We start from the raw sequence: 16,123 nt of genomic DNA, 5'->3' as shown, positions 1-16,123 counted from the left end.
GGTCATGTTTTAGTCTATTTTTGTTCTTTATGAGTAACAACATGTGGTGGAGTAAAAATTAAAGGTACCATAAATAGAAATGTCTAAAAATAAAATTACAGCTGTTCTGGGTCCAACAAATACTGGCAAAACCTATCTCGCAATCGAAACTATGCTTTCTTTTGATTCGGGTATGATTGGCTTTCCTCTAAGACTGCTCGCGCGTGAGGTATATGACAAAATTATTAAGAAAATAAGTGTAGATAAAGTTGCTTTAATTACTGGGGAAGAAAAAATAATTCCCTCAAATGCAAAATATTTTCTTTGTACCGTTGAGTCTATGCCAATTAATAAAAATTTAGATTTTGTGGGGATAGATGAAATACAAATGTGCGCAGATCATGAAAGAGGCCACATTTTTACCGATAGATTATTAAATCTTCGAGGTGAAAAACTAACAATGTTTATGGGCTCAAGCACTATTAAAAGTATAGTGAATAAACTAGATGAAGATACTGAGTTTATAAATAGAGAGAGACTTTCTCAACTTTCCTATGTGGGTCATAAAAAAATTTCACGAATAAATAGAAAAACAGCAATAATTGCTTTTTCAACTGAAGAAGTTTACGCAATTGCTGAACTTGTTAGAAGACAAAAAGGTGGAGCAGCTATTGTTATGGGTTCATTAAGCCCTAAAACAAGAAATGCCCAGGTTCAATTATATCAATCTGGAGACGTTGATTTTCTTGTTGCAACTGATGCAATTGGCATGGGAATTAATATGGATTTAGAAAATGTTTTTTTTTCAAATTTAAAAAAATTTGATGGAAGAAAATTAAGACGTCTTAACATGTCTGAAATTGGACAAATTGCTGGAAGAGCTGGCAGATATTTAAATGATGGAAATTTTGGGATTACTGGTGATTGCAAAGAAATTTCTGCAGAAGAGGTTGAACTACTTGAAAATCATAAATTTGAGGAAATTCAAATGCTTTTTTGGAGAAATTCTAATTTAAATTTTAATAATGCTTTAAGCTTAATTAAATCACTTGAAGAAAGACCCAATAGAAATTGGTTGAGAAAAATACATGAGTGTGGTGATGAGAAACTTTTAAAGTATTTTTTAAAAGATATGGAGGTTCATAATATTAAAAATAACCAAGAAACATTAGAATTACTTTGGGAATGTTGTCAAATTCCTGATTTTGTAAAAAAAACTTATGGCAACCATCTTGGGGTAGTTAGTAAGGTTTTTAGCTTTTTAAATGGTCAAGAAGGTAAAATTACCAGTGATTATATGAGGTTGCAGTTAGTAAAGTTAGATAAATTAGAAGGAAATGTTGATTCTTTATCAAATAGAATTGCAAATGTTAGAACTTGGTCATATGTTTCAAATAAAATTAATTGGGTTGAAAATCAAAGTTATTGGATTGAAAAAACAAAATTATTAGAAGATAGGTTGTCTGATAGACTTCATGAAGAGCTTACTAAAACATTTATTGACAAAAGAGCTAGTGTGCTTGCAAGAGGATTAAAACAAGATATGGAATTCAAAACTGAGGTAATGGAAGATGACAAAGTAATAATTGATGAGCATTTTATTGGTGATTTAAAAGGTTTGAGGTTTGAAATGGACTTAAAAGCTGGTGCACTCGACACTGACATTAAATCATTAAAAAAAGCAGCAAGACAAACAGTGGGTCCTGAACTACAAAAAAGAATTAAATCCATTATAGATACAGGGTTAATAGAAATTAAAGATGATTTTAAAATATATTGGAAAAACTTTCCAATTGCTAAATTAATTCCTGGTAAGGACTATTTAAACCCTAGCATATTTTTAATAGTAGATGATATTTTAGAGAGTGACGACAAACAAAAATTATCAGAATTTATTGAAAAATGGATTAAAGAAAAAATAAATTTAGTATTAAAAAGTTTGATTGATTTAAACGGTTTAAAAGAAAGTAACTCATCAATTAAAGCTTTAGCTTACCAATTATACGAAAATAATGGTGTAATTAAAAGAGAGGTGGTGACTGAATATTTAAAAAAACTTGGTCAAGATGAGAGAAAAGTTTTAAGAGATTTAGGTGTGAAATTTGGTAGATACCATGTTTTTTTATTTAGGTTGTTAAAGCCTGAAGCTGTTTCATTAAGAACTTTACTATGGAAAAACTTCAATCAAAAATACTTTGATCTAACTCCTCCTACTTTTGGCTTAAATTTCTTAGATGATAAAAATATAAAAAATAAAAAATTTATGCTTCTTTGTGGTTTTGAAAGTTTTGATAATTATTTTGTTAGAATAGATATTTTGGAAAGGTTATTTGTACAAATCATAAACTCTGATCCTGAAAAAGGTAAAGAAATTAGATTAATTCCTGAAATGCTTAATTTATTAGGATGCAGTAAAGAAAATTTTAAAAAATTAATTGAAAAAATGGATTACAAAATACTTGAAAAAGATAACGATATTTATTTCAAATACAGTCCAAAAAAACAAATTAAAAAAACTTTTAAAAAAACAGCTCCTTTAAACAATCCATTTAAGGTATTAAAAAATTTAAATTTTAGTTGATGATCAGCTTTTTTAAAAACAAAGGGAAAAATAATGTGAGTGATGATAAATCTTATTCTAATATCGCAGCTTTGTTAATTCATGTGGCAAAAATTGATGAAAATTATGAAGACAAAGAAAAAGAGATTATAAAAAAAACTTTAATTGAATTGGGCGCAGAAAGTTCAAAAATAGATAAGTTAATTTCAGATGCATCAGTTATTGAAGAAAATTCAAACCAAATACTAAATTTCACAAGAGAGGTTAAAAATGCCCCTGAATCAGATAAAATTAGAGTTATTGAATCTCTATGGAAAATTATTTATTCAGATGATAATGCAGATATGTATGAGACAAACTTAATGAGGAGGCTTGCTGGTTTATTATATATAGATGCTAAAATAATGGGTGACCTAAAAGAAAAAATAAAACAAGAATTAAAAAAATGACCTACCTTGTAAATGATAAATGTATTAAGTGTAAATTAATGGACTGTATTGAAGTTTGTCCGGTTGATTGTTTTTATGAGGGTAAAAATATGGTTGTAATTAAACCGGATGAGTGTATAGATTGTGGCGTTTGCGAGCCAGAATGTCCGGTTGATGCTATAGTTGCAGATACGGAATCTGGAAGCGAAAAATGGCTTGAAGTGAATACAAAGTATTCTGAAATCTGGCCAAATATAAATGTTAAAAAAGATCCTCCAGAGGACAACGAAAAATATAAAAATGAAGAAAACAAGTACGACAAATATTTTAGCGAAAATCTTTAAAAAAACTCCTGAGAAAAAAGCAAAAAAAAAAACTAATACAAAGGTAGTTAAAAAGTCTACGTCTCCTAAGGCTAAAGTTATTAAAAAAAATATTCCAATAAAAAAAACTAAAGCAAAAAAAGTAGCTCCAACTAAAATAAATAAAAATTTAAAAACAGTTTTAAAAAAAACTGCCTCAGAAAAAGTAGAAGTTAAAACAGATAATTTGAGAATTTCCAAAAGTAATGAAGTTAAACCTGAAATTATAAAGGTAAAAAAACAGGAAACAGAAAAAAAAGAATACAAGGTTAAAGATTATGTTGTTTACCCAAAACATGGTGTTGGACAAATTACTGAATTCAAAAAAATTAATATTGGTGGAATTGATGTTGAAACATATGTGCTTAAGTTTGAAAAAGATAAAGCTAATGGAATGGTTCCGGTAAATAAACAGTCACATCTTAGACCACTAGCATCTATTAATCAGGTTAATAAATGTATATCTATTTTAAAAAGCAAACCAAAAATCAAAAGATCAATGTGGAGTAGAAGAGCACAAGAATATGAGGCTAAAATTTCCTCAGGTAAAATATACGAACTTGCTGAAGTTGTTAGGGATTTAAATAAAGGTGACGATCTAATGGTTGATCAGTCTTACAGTGAAAGACAGCTTTTTGAGAAAGCTTATGAAAGAATCTTATCTGAATTCCAAATAGTAATGGGAGTATCATTAGAGGATACACAAAAAAAATTAGACAAAGCTTTAAAGAGAAACCTGGAAGGACAAGCAAAAGCTATTGCTGCTCCTATCAAAGTTGTAGAACCAGCAGAATCCGAAGCTGTGCCTACCGATGAAAACACCACTGATACAGAAAATTAAAAATTAGGCAAAAAAAAACGCCTCTCACAAAAAATGTTATGAGAAGCGTTTTTTGAAAAGACTAAGATACTATCTTTTTCTTTTCTTCGCTTTTTTAGCTTTTTTAGCTTTTTTCTTAGTTTTTTTCTTAGCTTTTTTTGCTTTTTTCTTTGTAGCCATCTTTAGCTCCCTGTTTAAGTTAAACGAATCAAAGTGATTCGTTGTTACCTTATTTTTATTTTTTTATACAAGTTATGTCAATTCATTAATTAACGAACAATTTTAGATTTTCTTAAAAAATTTTTTTTGATTTTAATATGTTTTCTCGTAAGTAAAAAAGTAAGAGTTTATGCGCTTAGTATCCCATCTTAGAAAATAAATTAAAAAAGTTTTTCAAGTTCTATTTTGTATTTTTTTATAATTTTATATCTTTTTAGTTTTAAAGTTGGTGTCATCATATTATTTTCAATTGAGAACATATCTTTAATTATAATAAATTTTTTAATTTTTTCTATTTTAGTTAAGTCTAAATTTATTTTTTCTATCTCTTGTTGAATTTTTTCTTTAGAGATATTTTTATATTCGAGGCTCAAAACTATTAAACTAACTAAGTACGATTTACCATCTCCATAAACTAGACTTTGTTCTATAAAATCAGATTTATTTAAATCGTTTTCAATTTTAGTTGGTGAGATGTTATCTCCACCTGTCGTTATAATAATATCTTTTTTTCTGTCTGTAATTTTAAGAAATTTTCCATCAAACTCTCCTATATCTCCTGTATAAAGCCATCCATTTTTTAAAACCTTATTTGTTTCTTCTTCATTTTTCCAATAGCCCAGCATAACATTCTCACCTTTAACAAGTATCTCTCCATCAGCTGCAATTTTAACTAAATTTGTTTTAAATGGTGGCCCGACTGTTTCAACCCTAATGTCTTCTATTGAGTTACAACTTACAACTGGTGAAGTTTCCGATAAACCATACCCTTGCAATGTTGGTAAGCCAATAGCATTTAAAAATGAACCTACTTCTTTATCTAGGGCTCCACCGCCTGAAATGAAGGCTTTTAAATTTCCTCCAAATTGTTTTTTAATTTTTTTTCTTACTAAATTCTCACAAATAAAATTGATCAAATTTTCAATTAATAAAAATTTTTGTTTATTCAATTTTTTCTTTCCTAACTTAATTGTTTGATCTACTAGGAGTTTTTTTATTCCTGTAGCTTTATTAAACGATGCACTAATTTTTTTATGTAAATTTTGATAAAATCTTGGCACAGCTGTCATTATCTCAGGTGAACAGTCACTCATATTTTTAATCAACTTATCTATACTTTCAGCGTAAAATACTCTTGCCCCAATAACTATCTGCACAAACTGTACTGTGTGCTCATACGAATGTGACAACGGTAACCAAGTTAAAAATTTTGGTCTTTTTGAAATAAAAGTTTTTAATAATTCATAGGCTCCCTCACAGTTATTTAGTATTCCTCCATGACTTAGCATTACACCTTTTGGATTACCCTGAGTACCTGATGTATAAATTATACAAGCAACATCTTTTCTTTGGATTTTTAAATCAAAAAAATTTAAATAATTACAGTTTTCTTTATTAAATATTTCACTAGTTTGTAAAAATATTTCTTTATTAAAATTATCCATATGTTCGAAAAAAATTATTTTTTTAATAAAATCTTTTTTTGGGATAATATTTTTAATTTTTTCAAACTGTACTTTGTCTGAAATAATAAGAATTGCTGGGGTACAATCGTTAATTATGTATTCATAGTCTCTTTCGGAGTATGTTGTATACGCAGGAACCGTTATTCCCCCAGAAAGCATAATTGAAAGGTCTGCTATCATCCACTCAGGTCTATTTTCAGATATTAACAAACATCTATCACTTTTTTTAATATATTTTGATATCTCTTCGGATAATTTATTAATATTTAAATAGACATCTTCCCAGGAATATTTTTTTTTAGGCTCTTTTAAAGATTGTAAAAAAATACTTTCTTTTTCCTGTCTTTGATATTGATCATAAAATAATGCTAATAAATTATTAGTTTTTTCTATTTTCATAACATATTGGTGGGCGAAGAGAGAATCGAACTCTCACTTCTTACAAAACACGATTTTGAGTCGTGCGCGTCTACCAGTTCCGCCATTCGCCCTAAATTTTTCATTATTATATCTATAAAATTAAATAGTATAAGAACTTAATTTATATTAAAACCAAAAAATGTTTAACGAATTATATCAAAAATCATTAGGCCTTGCTGCTCACAAAAGTTCAAAGATGTTTCTAGCGATTGTTTCTTTTGTGGAAAGTTCTTTTTTTCCTATTCCACCTGATGTCATGATTGTTCCAATGGTTATTGCAAAAAAAAATGACTATTTAAAAATATTTATAATTGCTACACTTTTCTCTACCTTGGGTGGCGTATTGGGGTACTTTATTGGCTCATATTTTTTAGATTTTGGAATGAGCGTTGTAGGTTTTTATGGTTATGAAGATAAAGTCCTTAATCTTAAAGAAAATCTAACAAAAGGTACTGGACTTTATATTTGGCTGGCCACTTTATTTCTTGCAGGTTTTACACCACTGCCATTTAAAGTGTTTACAATAACTAGTGGTATGATTGGTTTTAATTTATTCATATTTTTATTTATCTGTTTAATCTCAAGAGGCTTAAGATTTTTTATTGTTTCATACTTCTCATTTAAGTTTGGTGATACTTTTAGCAGATTTATGACAACAAAAGCTGCCGTGTGGTTTACAATTATAGGAATTGCAATTGTATTAATTTTTGGTGTGATATATTTTATTGTGAAATAATATGTCTCAAATTAAAAATAAAAAAATACTTACCTTAATACTGTTATTTTGTATTTTTGCTCTCATTACAGCCTATTTTATTCAGTATATATTGGGTCATCAGCCATGCAATTTGTGTTTAATTGAACGAATACCATATATTTTTTCAATACTAGTCTTATCAGCTTGTCTATTATCTAATAAATTTGATAAAATTACTTTAATAATTTTAAGTTTAACATTTTTTGCTTCAGCTTTATTATCATTTTATCATTTTGGAATCGAACAAGGCTTTATTAAAGAATCCTTAGTTTGTGATTTAAATAGTCCAAATAATGAATTATCAAAAGAAGCACTTTTAAATCAACTAAAAGAAATGCCTGTGAGCTGTAAGGATGTAACTTTTAAAATTTTTGGTTTATCTCTTGCGACTTTTAATATTTTTATATCTTTAATACTAAGTGTTATAACAATGAAACTTTTTTTAATTTATGAAAAAAACAAATAAGAATAAAGTAATAGAATTTATTAGAGTAGATCATGCCGGAGAACGTGGTGCAATAAAAATTTATGAAGGGCAATTATTAGCACTCAACACATTTGTAAAAGATGATAATCTTAAAAAAAAAATCGAAGAAATGAAAATTCATGAAAAAGAGCATTGTGATTACTTTGAAAGTGAAATTAAAAAAAGAAATATTGAACCTACAAAGTTTTTACCTTTGTGGGATATACTTGGTGTCGGGCTAGGGTTTGGCTCAACTATGTTGGGGAAAAAAGCTGCTATGCTTTGTACTGCTTCGGTTGAAGAAGTTATAGATGAACATTACTCGAATCAAATCAAAGAATTAGAAAATGATGAAAAAAAATTAAAAGATAAAATTATTAAATTTAGAATAGATGAATTACACCATAGAGATATAGCGTATAAAGAAGGGGCAACAAAAAAGGGCATCTACTCAATTTTAGATAAGATAATTAAAACTGGCTCAAAAATTGCAATTAATATATCTGAAAAAATATAATTAAGCCTCTAACTCAACATCCCAATACAAATAATCCATCCAACTCTTGTGTAGAAAGTTTGGTGGAAAATGTTTACCATTTTTATGTAAATCTTCTGTTGAGGGTTGATAAGGTTCTTGGTTTAATGTTAGATCTGAATTTTTTAATAACCTGCCACCTTTTTTAACGTTGCAGGTAGAACAAGCTGTTACAACATTATCCCAATTTGTTTGTCCTCCTTTAGACCTTGGTAATAAGTGGTCAAAAGTTAGTTCTTCACCGCTACTACAGTATTGACAAGAAAACCTATCTCTTAAAAAAACATTAAATCTTGTAAAGCTAGGGTTGGCCTGGGGTTTAATAAAACTTTTTAAAGCAATTACACTTGGTAGCTTCATATTAAATGATGGACTTCTAATTATTCTATCATAATTATTTATTATAGTTACTCTATCTAAGAAAACTGACTTTACTGAGTCTTGCCAGCTCCATAGGGAAAGAGGATAGTAACTTAAAGGTCTATAGTCAGCATTTAAAACTAATGCTGGGCATTTTTCTAAAGAAAGGTTTTGTTCAGCAAAATTCATTACAATAAACTTTAACTGAAATGAATTATTTTATCAATGAATAGAAATTCATTTTTTATTAAAGATTTATTAAACTTTAAAATTATTTTTTATATAATTTAATGCTATACTTGATGCTTCAACCGGAATGTGATGTTCACAGTTTTTGATCAATTTTGTCTCAATCTCAATATCATTTCTAATTAAAAAATCTTTAGCTTCTAATAAAAAAGTTGGTGAAACAACCTCATCTTTATCTCCATGCACTAAAAGCATTTTCGTTGAAGAAGTTTTTCTTTTAACAAGATCTTCTTGATTTATTATTTTTCCAGAAAAACCAACAATGCAATTGTAATCTTCGTTACTTATTAGTCCTAAATTTATAGACATCATACATCCCTGACTAAAGCCAGATAAACAAATTTGTGAATTTATTAAGTTATATTCAATTTTTATTTCTTCAATAAATTGCTTAAGCTTTGTTTCTGCTTTTTGAGACTGTTCTAAAATATATTTTGGATCATCTCTAGTTAAATCAAACCATTGGTAACCGGTTGGATTAATTGAGCATTCTTCATGTCCGTTTGGGCATAAAAAAATAGTGTCAGGCAGAAACCTTTTCCAATTGAGGGTTAACATACTTATATCTTTTCCATCTCCACCATATCCATGAAGTAAAATAACTGCGTGCTTAATTGATATATCTTTTTCTGGTTTTACAATTGTAGTTGTCAGACAAAATGTCATAGATGTTTTTATTATGTTTTTTTATATAAAAAACACTCTACAATAAAATTATGATTTCTGTAACATTAGTTAAAATTTTAAGCATAGTCCTTTTAATAGTTGTTGCTGTTGTATTAATTCTAGGAATTGGAACTTTATTTAAAGGTGGAGAAACTAGTAAAAAATATTCAAATAAATTAATGCAATACAGGGTGCTCTTTCAATTTATAGCTATAATTGTTTTAGTATGTTTTGCTTATTTTTTTAAAAATTAATTATAAGTTTTTAACCAATTAATAAATTCTTCATTCTTAAAATCAATAGACCCAATAATTCGAGCAAATTCCTTGCCCTGCTTATTAAATAAAATAGTCGTTGGAACCCCCCTTAAGGAAAATTTTTTTGCCAATGTAATGGGTGCATCAAAATAAATTTTTAAATTCTTAATATCTAGTTCTTTAAAAAAAAATTCTGCTTTAGATATATCTTCTTGACCAATATTTATTGGAAAAATTCTTAAATTACTTAGCTTACTATTTGATTGTAGATTATCTAAAGATGGCATTTCTTCTTTACAGGGAGCACACCACGTTGCCCAAAAATTTAAGATTACCAGTTTTCCATTAAAATCGGCTAAATTAACGTTTTTTTGATTTATATCCTTAAAGATTACCTCTTCATATGTTTTTGGACTTTCTATTAAAACTAAATTTTTTAAATCAGGTTTTTCTAAAGCATAACTAAAATTGGTAGTTATCAGATAAATAAATATTATTAATAATTTCATACTAAATATGTATAATTAATTATCATGGTAAAAAATAAAAACAATAAAGCAATATGGGGTTCAAGAATAAAAAAAGATGCCTCAACATTATTTCAAAAAGTAGGTAACTCAATAAATGTTGATAAAAAGCTTTTTAAAGAAGATATTTTGGGATCAATTGCACATGTTGAAATGTTATTTAGACAGAAAATTATTTCTTTTAAAATTAAAAATAAAATAATTTATGGACTAAATAAGATTGAAAAAGAAATTTTAAGGAATAAATTTGAATATAATAAGAAATATGAAGATATTCATATGAATATTGAAAAGAGATTGTTTCAAATCATAGGTGAAGAGGCAGGATATGTTCACACTGCAAGATCTAGAAATGATCAAGTGATTACTGATTTTAAAATGTGGACTACATCAGCCACTAAAGAAATTAATAAAAATTTAGAAAATATTATAAAAACAATTCTTAGAATCTCTGAAAAGAACATTGAAACAATAATGCCAGGATTTACGCATCTAAAAAATGCTCAGGCAGTATCATTTGCACATTATTTAATGGCGTATGTAGAAATGTTTACTAGAGATAAAAAAAGATTTTCTTATAATTTAGAAGGTTTATCAGAATGTCCTCTTGGAGTCGCAGCATTAACGGGTACTTCTTTTAATATAGATAGAAATTTTACTTCAAAAAAACTAGGTTTTAAAAAACCAACAAATAACTCAATAGACACAGTTGCTGACAGAGATTTCGTTTTAGACTTTTTATATAGTGTATCTGTTTGTTCTATGCACATTTCAAGAATAGCTGAAGAACTTATTATTTGGAACTCTGATGGTTTTAATTTAATTGCTCTATCAGATAAAGTTGTTACCGGTTCTTCAATAATGCCTCAAAAAAAAAATCCAGATTTATTAGAATACTTAAGGGGTAAAACGGGCTCAACATATGGAAACTTATTTTCTATGCTAACAATCCTCAAAGGTCTACCAATATCTTATTTTAAAGACCTTCAGGATGACAAAGAAATATTATTTAAATCTAATGAAATCCTTAATAACTGTATTGCAATTCTGACTGAGGTTTTAAAGAATTTAAAACCCAATAAACAAAAAATGTTAGATCTTGCAAACTCTGGCTATATTACAGCTACAGATTTGGCTGACTATCTTGTTAAAAATCATTCAATGCCATTTAGAAAGGCCTATCAAACTACAGCTACAATTGTTAATTTTGCAGAAAAGAAAAGAAAAAAACTAAATGAGCTTAGCATTGAGGAGCTAAAAAAAATAGAACCTAAGCTTACAACTGAAGTATTAAAGATATTTAATGTAAAAAACTCAGTAAATTCAAAAAAATCTTATGGTGGAACATCTTTTGATAATATTAAAAAAATGATATTGAAATATAAAAAAGGATAAAATGATAAAAAAGTTAATCTTAATTTCTATATTTTGTATTTTGTTATTCTCATGTGGAAAAAAGGGAGACCCTGAGTATGAAGGAAATAAAATGATTTTTCCAAAATCTACAGATTGATGAAATATATTAACAAAAATCTATCAATTGAAAAAGTTAAAGTTCAAGATATATCTAAAAAATTTGGTACTCCTACCTATTGTTATTCGTACGGACAATTAAAAAAAAATATAGACGATTTTAAAAAAAACTTCAGCTCTTTTGCTCCATTAATATGCTTTGCTATTAAGTCTAATACAAATGTGAATCTCATTAGAGAAATTAGAAAATTTGGATTAGGTGCAGATGTGGTTTCAATCGGGGAATTAATGATGGCACTTAAAGCGGGCATAGACCCAAAAAAAATAGTTTTTTCGGGTGTTGGAAAAACAACAGATGAAATAAACTATGCAATAGATAAAAAAATTTTGTTAATAAATGCTGAGTCTAAAAGTGAAATTATTGAAATTGAAAGAATTGCAAGATCTAAAAAGAAAATAGTAAATATTGGTATTAGATTAAATCCAAATACAGATGCAAAAACTTTAAAACAAATTTCAACTGGGAAAAAAGAAAATAAATTTGGTGTGGATGAAAAAACATTTTTTGCTCTTGTCAATTATTCCAAATTATCAAAGAATATTAGTCTTAAATGTCTAAGCGTTCATATAGGAAGTCAAATTCTGGATTATAAACCATATGAAAAAATGCTTAAGGTAGTGGATAAAATTATCAAAAAAAGTAATCACAAATTCAAATTTATAGATCTCGGTGGTGGTATGGGAATATCTTATGAAAAAAATAATAAAAAGCTCAATTATCAAAAATATAATATTGCTATTAAAAAATTTTTAAGAAATCATAAATCTAAAATCATATTTGAGCCAGGTAGATCAATAGTTGGCAATATAGGCTCACTCATTTCAAAAGTTATTTACATAAAAGAAAATGGAAAGAAAGACTTTATTATATTAGATGCTGCAATGAATGACCTAATGAGACCAGCATTGTATGGTGCAAACCATAGAACTTTACCTGCAATAAAAACAAATCAAACTTCAAAAAAAATTTATGAATTTGTTGGTCCAATTTGTGAAAGCACTGACAAATTTACAACTTTAAAAAAATTCCAAAAATTAAAAGAAAAAGACCTTGTTGTAATGTGTGATGTTGGAGCTTACGGAATGTCGTTAAGTTCAAACTATAATGTTAGACCAAAACCATCAGAAATTTTAATCAAAGGATCTAAAATGAACGTCATTAAAAAAAGGCAAAAACTAAAAGACCTAATTTAGTTTTTAATAGAAATGATAAGAAACTTTTTATTTTCTCTTTTCTTTTTTTCTGGAATTATTTTTATTTCTTTAATATTCCTTCCAGCAATTTTTTTTCCTGAGAAGATAGTTCTATTTGGTGGAAAACTTATGGGGTATTGGACCTCTTTTTGTTTACAAATTTTTTTATCCACAAAAATAATAATTAAGGGTAAAGAAAATATAATTAAAAATAAAAAATTTTTTATAGCGGCTTCTCATCAATCGATGTTTGAAACTTTTTTTTTACAAACTATTTTTAATTCTCCAGTTTTTATTCTAAAAAAGGAGTTATTAATGATACCCATATTTGGGTGGTATCTTAAAAAAATTGGCTCAATATCAATTAAAAGAAATAAAATATCAAAAGAAAATCTTAGTTTTTTTGACGATATATCAAAACAAATCAATTCATCAGACAGACCTTTAATAATTTTCCCACAGGGTACAAGACTATCACCTGAAGATAGAACGCCTTTTAAAAAAGGCTCCAGTAGAATTTATGCAGAGCTAAAAATTTCATGTCAACCAATAGCGATTAGCTCTGGGAATACTTGGCCAAAAAAGGGTTCAAAAAAAATTAATACAATATTGACTATCTCAATTTTAAAACCTATTGAGCCTGGTTTAGAAAAAGAAATTTTCTTAAAAGAATTAGAGAATGCTATTTACTCTGAACTAGACGTTCTGAATTAGCCCTTCATAGGCATTACAACAAATATACTATCAAAGTCACCTGGATCTTTAATTAAAGCTGGAGAGCCAGTATCATTAAAAAAGATTTCAATTTTGTCTCCATCTAACTGTGAAGCAACATCAATCAAATATCTAGAATTAAAACTAATTTCTAAGTCGTGCTCAAATTTTACGCTTAGACTTTCTTTTCCATCACCACTGTTAGTGTTATTAACTGATAAATTTAAAACATCTTTTGATAAATTAAATTTTACTCCATCTTTTTTGTCTAATGAAACTGAAGCAACCCTGTCAACAGAGTCTAAAAATAACTTTAAGTCTATTTCTAATTTTTTTTGGTTATTTTTTGGTATCACCTGAATATAGTTAGGAAATTTACCATCAATTAACTTAGAAATTAAGATACTATTATTTAATTCAAATTTAATTTTAGATTTAACATTTGAAATTTTTACATCTCCATCATAGCTCTCAAGCAAAGAGCATAATTGAAATATTGTTTTTTTAGGCAGTATAATTGGTTCAAAATCTATCTTTTGATCTATTCTTATTTTGGATATAGACATTCTATGACTATCTGTTGCCGCTGCTGTTAAAAAGTTTTTATCTTCAATTTCGGTTTGATGAAAAAAAATTCCACTCAAGTAATGTCTAGTTTCATCATTAGAAACTGAGAATTTACATTTATTTAGTAATTTTAATAATTGTTTAGATTTTATAGAGAACTCATTTTGATTAAAGTTTTCATCTGTTAACGGAAATTCAGATGCACTAATACAATTTAAATTAAAGATAGATTTCTCTGACTCAACTTGAAGCTTGCTAACATCTGTTAAAGATAGATTAATTTTTTTTCCTGAAGAAAATTTTCTTATAATATCATACATGACTGATGAAGTGGTAGTTGTACTTCCTTCTTCAATAACTTCTACATTATTAATTTGATGAATGAATATTAAATCTAAATCTGTTGCAGTGATTGTTAAATTTGAATTACTAGCGTTTAATAAAACATTTGATAAAATTGGAAGCGTACTTCTTTTTTCAATTACACCCTGGCAATAATTCAGGGCTTGCTGTAAATCTTGTTGGTTAACATTAAATTTCATTTTCTTTAGTATACAGTATCTGATTTTTTAAGTTATTAATATTGTTGGTCATTTCTGAATCTTTTTCCTTCAATTTTTCAATTGTTTTTACGGAATGTATGATTGTTGTATGATCACGATTAGAGAATTCCCTGCCTATTTCTGGTAAAGATTTAGAGGTTAATATCTTAGTTAAATAAATTGCAGTCTGTCTTGGTCTGACGAGATATCTTGATCTTCTTGAGGATAGCATTTCATTTTTACTTATTTTAAAGAATTTACAAACGGTAGATTGGATTAAATCGATTGTTACTTTATTTTCGCCTATATTTAGTAAGTCTTTTAGAACAACTTTAGCCTCAGATAAATTAGGAACCTTGTTGTATATCCTTGAAAAAGACACAACTCTGTTAATTGCACCAACTAACTCTCTGATGCTCGTTGTAATTTCAGTACTAATAAATTTTTGTATTTCTTCAGAGATATTTACTTGATTAGAATAAAAAACGTTAAGCTCTTCTGTTTTTTGTTTAACAATTTTGCTTCTAAGTTCATAATCTGGTTTTTGGATATCAACCACCAAACCACCTGAAAATCTTGATTTAATTCTATCTTGAATTCTGGATAGCTTGTTTGGAGCTCTGTCTGCAGAAATTATTACTTGTGAACCTTTATCAAGCAATGCATTGAATGTGTGGAAAAACTCTTCCTGCATTGCTTCCTTACCATTCATAAACTGGATATCATCAATTAATAAAATATCTGTATTTCTAAAATATTCTTTAAATTTTACCATGTCATTAGATTTAATAGACTTAACAAATTGATACATAAATCTTTCAGCAGAAATAAACATCACTTTATTTTTGTCCTTTAATGATAGACCAATAGAATTTAACAAGTGAGTTTTGCCCATTCCTACACCTCCATAAATGTAAAGTGGATTATAGTGGGAAATATTTTCTGAAACTTTTAGCGATGCTTCGTATGCCAATTTATTACTTGTTCCAGTTATAAAATTATCAAATCTTTTGTTAGGATCAATTCTGTTGTATTGTAAATATGTATCTTTGATGAATGATACATTTTCATTATTTGCGCTTGATTGAATATTGTTTTGAACACCGCTATCCAAAACTTTTTCAACAATTTTAAATTCAATTCTTGTTAGATCTTTTTTATAGGTTTTAACAACTTGTAATATTTGATCTAAATACCTTGAAGTAATCCAGTCTCTTATAAATCTAGTCGAAACAGAGAGTAAGATGTAATTACTCATCTCTTCGACAAAGACTATTTTTCTAAGCCAACTTTCATAAATATCACTACCCAGTTTATTCTTCATACCTTTTTGAATGAGTGCCCAATCTAGAGACTCAGAAGAAGTATTTTTTAAATTTTGTGTTGTGTTAATGTTAGACATAAACTTTTAGGAATAAGACTAGTTAGAAGTAAATTAGAAATTATACAATAAGAAAGTTTGTATAATTAAAAATAAATAAAATCTGTAGGTGAATCATTTT

General features: G+C 27.5%; 17 protein-coding genes and 1 tRNA gene. 11 read left to right on the top strand and 7 right to left on the bottom strand.

The window, feature by feature from the left end; genetic code table 11:
• Window positions 1-79: 79 nt before the first annotated feature.
• The 4 genes from ABXT65_RS00090 to ABXT65_RS00075 are packed head-to-tail and all read left to right on the top strand — an operon-like array spanning window position 80 to window position 4,170.
• Window positions 80-2,560, top strand: a complete 2,481-nt coding sequence (locus ABXT65_RS00090; RefSeq protein WP_415323479.1) for a helicase-related protein — start codon at window positions 80-82, stop codon at window positions 2,558-2,560.
• A gap of 35 nt (window positions 2,561-2,595) precedes the next feature.
• Complete coding sequence (locus tag ABXT65_RS00085; protein WP_415323478.1) at window positions 2,596-2,988, top strand: TerB family tellurite resistance protein; 393 nt, start codon at window positions 2,596-2,598, stop codon at window positions 2,986-2,988.
• Entirely contained in the window at window positions 2,985-3,311 is a 327-nt protein-coding gene (gene fdxA, locus ABXT65_RS00080) for a ferredoxin FdxA (RefSeq protein WP_415323477.1), read from the top strand. The genes ABXT65_RS00085 and fdxA overlap by 4 nt, the downstream gene beginning before the upstream one ends.
• Window positions 3,268-4,170: a CarD family transcriptional regulator gene (locus ABXT65_RS00075; protein WP_415323476.1), complete on the top strand. Its 903-nt coding sequence runs from the start codon at window positions 3,268-3,270 to the stop codon at window positions 4,168-4,170. Before fdxA ends, ABXT65_RS00075 begins: the two co-directional genes overlap by 44 nt.
• 359 nt (window positions 4,171-4,529) lie before the next feature.
• On the opposite strand, the gene ABXT65_RS00070 is transcribed toward ABXT65_RS00075, so the two are convergent.
• Together ABXT65_RS00070 and ABXT65_RS00065 are read right to left on the bottom strand one after the other, a co-directional pair.
• Entirely contained in the window at window positions 4,530-6,233 is a 1,704-nt protein-coding gene (locus tag ABXT65_RS00070; protein ID WP_415323475.1) for an AMP-dependent synthetase/ligase, read from the bottom strand.
• A 7-nt stretch (window positions 6,234-6,240) separates the two neighbouring features.
• Window positions 6,241-6,325, bottom strand: a tRNA-Leu gene (locus ABXT65_RS00065).
• A gap of 68 nt (window positions 6,326-6,393) precedes the next feature.
• On the opposite strand from ABXT65_RS00065, the gene ABXT65_RS00060 reads away from it, so the two are divergent.
• From ABXT65_RS00060 to ABXT65_RS00050, 3 genes are read left to right on the top strand one after another with little or no spacing between them, the layout of a single operon-like run.
• Window positions 6,394-6,990, top strand: coding sequence for a YqaA family protein (locus tag ABXT65_RS00060; protein ID WP_415323474.1), 597 nt, complete (start codon window positions 6,394-6,396; stop codon window positions 6,988-6,990).
• A gap of 1 nt (window position 6,991) precedes the next feature.
• Window positions 6,992-7,477, top strand: a complete 486-nt coding sequence (locus ABXT65_RS00055; protein ID WP_415323473.1) for a disulfide bond formation protein B — start codon at window positions 6,992-6,994, stop codon at window positions 7,475-7,477.
• On the top strand, window positions 7,461-7,994 hold the full coding sequence (locus tag ABXT65_RS00050) for a demethoxyubiquinone hydroxylase family protein (RefSeq protein WP_415323472.1): 534 nt from the start codon (window positions 7,461-7,463) through the stop codon (window positions 7,992-7,994). The genes ABXT65_RS00055 and ABXT65_RS00050 overlap by 17 nt, the downstream gene beginning before the upstream one ends.
• Here ABXT65_RS00050 and ABXT65_RS00045 read toward each other — a convergent pair whose 3' ends face one another.
• Together ABXT65_RS00045 and ABXT65_RS00040 are read right to left on the bottom strand one after the other, a co-directional pair.
• Window positions 7,995-8,561, bottom strand: coding sequence for an HNH endonuclease (locus ABXT65_RS00045; RefSeq protein WP_415323471.1), 567 nt, complete (start codon window positions 8,559-8,561; stop codon window positions 7,995-7,997). It lies immediately after the preceding gene.
• Window positions 8,562-8,630: 69 nt separating this feature from the next.
• Complete coding sequence (locus tag ABXT65_RS00040) at window positions 8,631-9,287, bottom strand: alpha/beta hydrolase (RefSeq protein WP_415323470.1); 657 nt, start codon at window positions 9,285-9,287, stop codon at window positions 8,631-8,633.
• A gap of 50 nt (window positions 9,288-9,337) precedes the next feature.
• Here ABXT65_RS00040 and ABXT65_RS00035 point away from each other — a divergent pair, with 50 nt between their 5' ends.
• Complete coding sequence (locus tag ABXT65_RS00035; protein ID WP_415323469.1) at window positions 9,338-9,541, top strand: twin transmembrane helix small protein; 204 nt, start codon at window positions 9,338-9,340, stop codon at window positions 9,539-9,541.
• On the opposite strand, the gene ABXT65_RS00030 is transcribed toward ABXT65_RS00035, so the two are convergent.
• Window positions 9,538-10,053 carry a TlpA family protein disulfide reductase gene (locus tag ABXT65_RS00030; protein WP_415323468.1) on the bottom strand — a complete coding sequence of 172 codons (516 nt, stop codon included), beginning with the start codon at window positions 10,051-10,053 and terminating at the stop codon, window positions 9,538-9,540. The genes ABXT65_RS00035 and ABXT65_RS00030 overlap by 4 nt on opposite strands.
• Before the next feature lie 24 nt (window positions 10,054-10,077).
• On the opposite strand from ABXT65_RS00030, the gene argH reads away from it, so the two are divergent.
• The 3 genes from argH (at window position 10,078) to ABXT65_RS00015 (ending at window position 13,512) form a co-directional block, all read left to right on the top strand.
• Entirely contained in the window at window positions 10,078-11,466 is a 1,389-nt protein-coding gene (argH, locus tag ABXT65_RS00025) for an argininosuccinate lyase (RefSeq protein ID WP_415323467.1), read from the top strand.
• A 117-nt stretch (window positions 11,467-11,583) separates the two neighbouring features.
• A complete protein-coding gene (gene lysA, locus ABXT65_RS00020) occupies window positions 11,584-12,798 on the top strand; it encodes a diaminopimelate decarboxylase (protein ID WP_415323466.1) in 1,215 nt (404 codons plus the stop codon).
• A gap of 12 nt (window positions 12,799-12,810) precedes the next feature.
• On the top strand, window positions 12,811-13,512 hold the full coding sequence (locus tag ABXT65_RS00015) for a lysophospholipid acyltransferase family protein (protein WP_415323465.1): 702 nt from the start codon (window positions 12,811-12,813) through the stop codon (window positions 13,510-13,512).
• On the opposite strand, the gene dnaN is transcribed toward ABXT65_RS00015, so the two are convergent.
• Window positions 13,509-14,621, bottom strand: a complete 1,113-nt coding sequence (gene dnaN, locus ABXT65_RS00010; protein ID WP_415323464.1) for a DNA polymerase III subunit beta — start codon at window positions 14,619-14,621, stop codon at window positions 13,509-13,511. The genes ABXT65_RS00015 and dnaN overlap by 4 nt on opposite strands.
• Window positions 14,611-16,023, bottom strand: coding sequence for a chromosomal replication initiator protein DnaA (dnaA, locus tag ABXT65_RS00005; protein WP_415323463.1), 1,413 nt, complete (start codon window positions 16,021-16,023; stop codon window positions 14,611-14,613). Before dnaA ends, dnaN begins: the two co-directional genes overlap by 11 nt.
• Window positions 16,024-16,123 lie beyond the last annotated feature (100 nt).

This window comes from Candidatus Pelagibacter sp. Uisw_127 (assembly GCF_047722515.1).
Classification (GTDB): Bacteria; Pseudomonadota; Alphaproteobacteria; order Pelagibacterales; family Pelagibacteraceae; genus Pelagibacter.
This window is presented reverse-complemented; position numbering and strand designations above follow the sequence as displayed.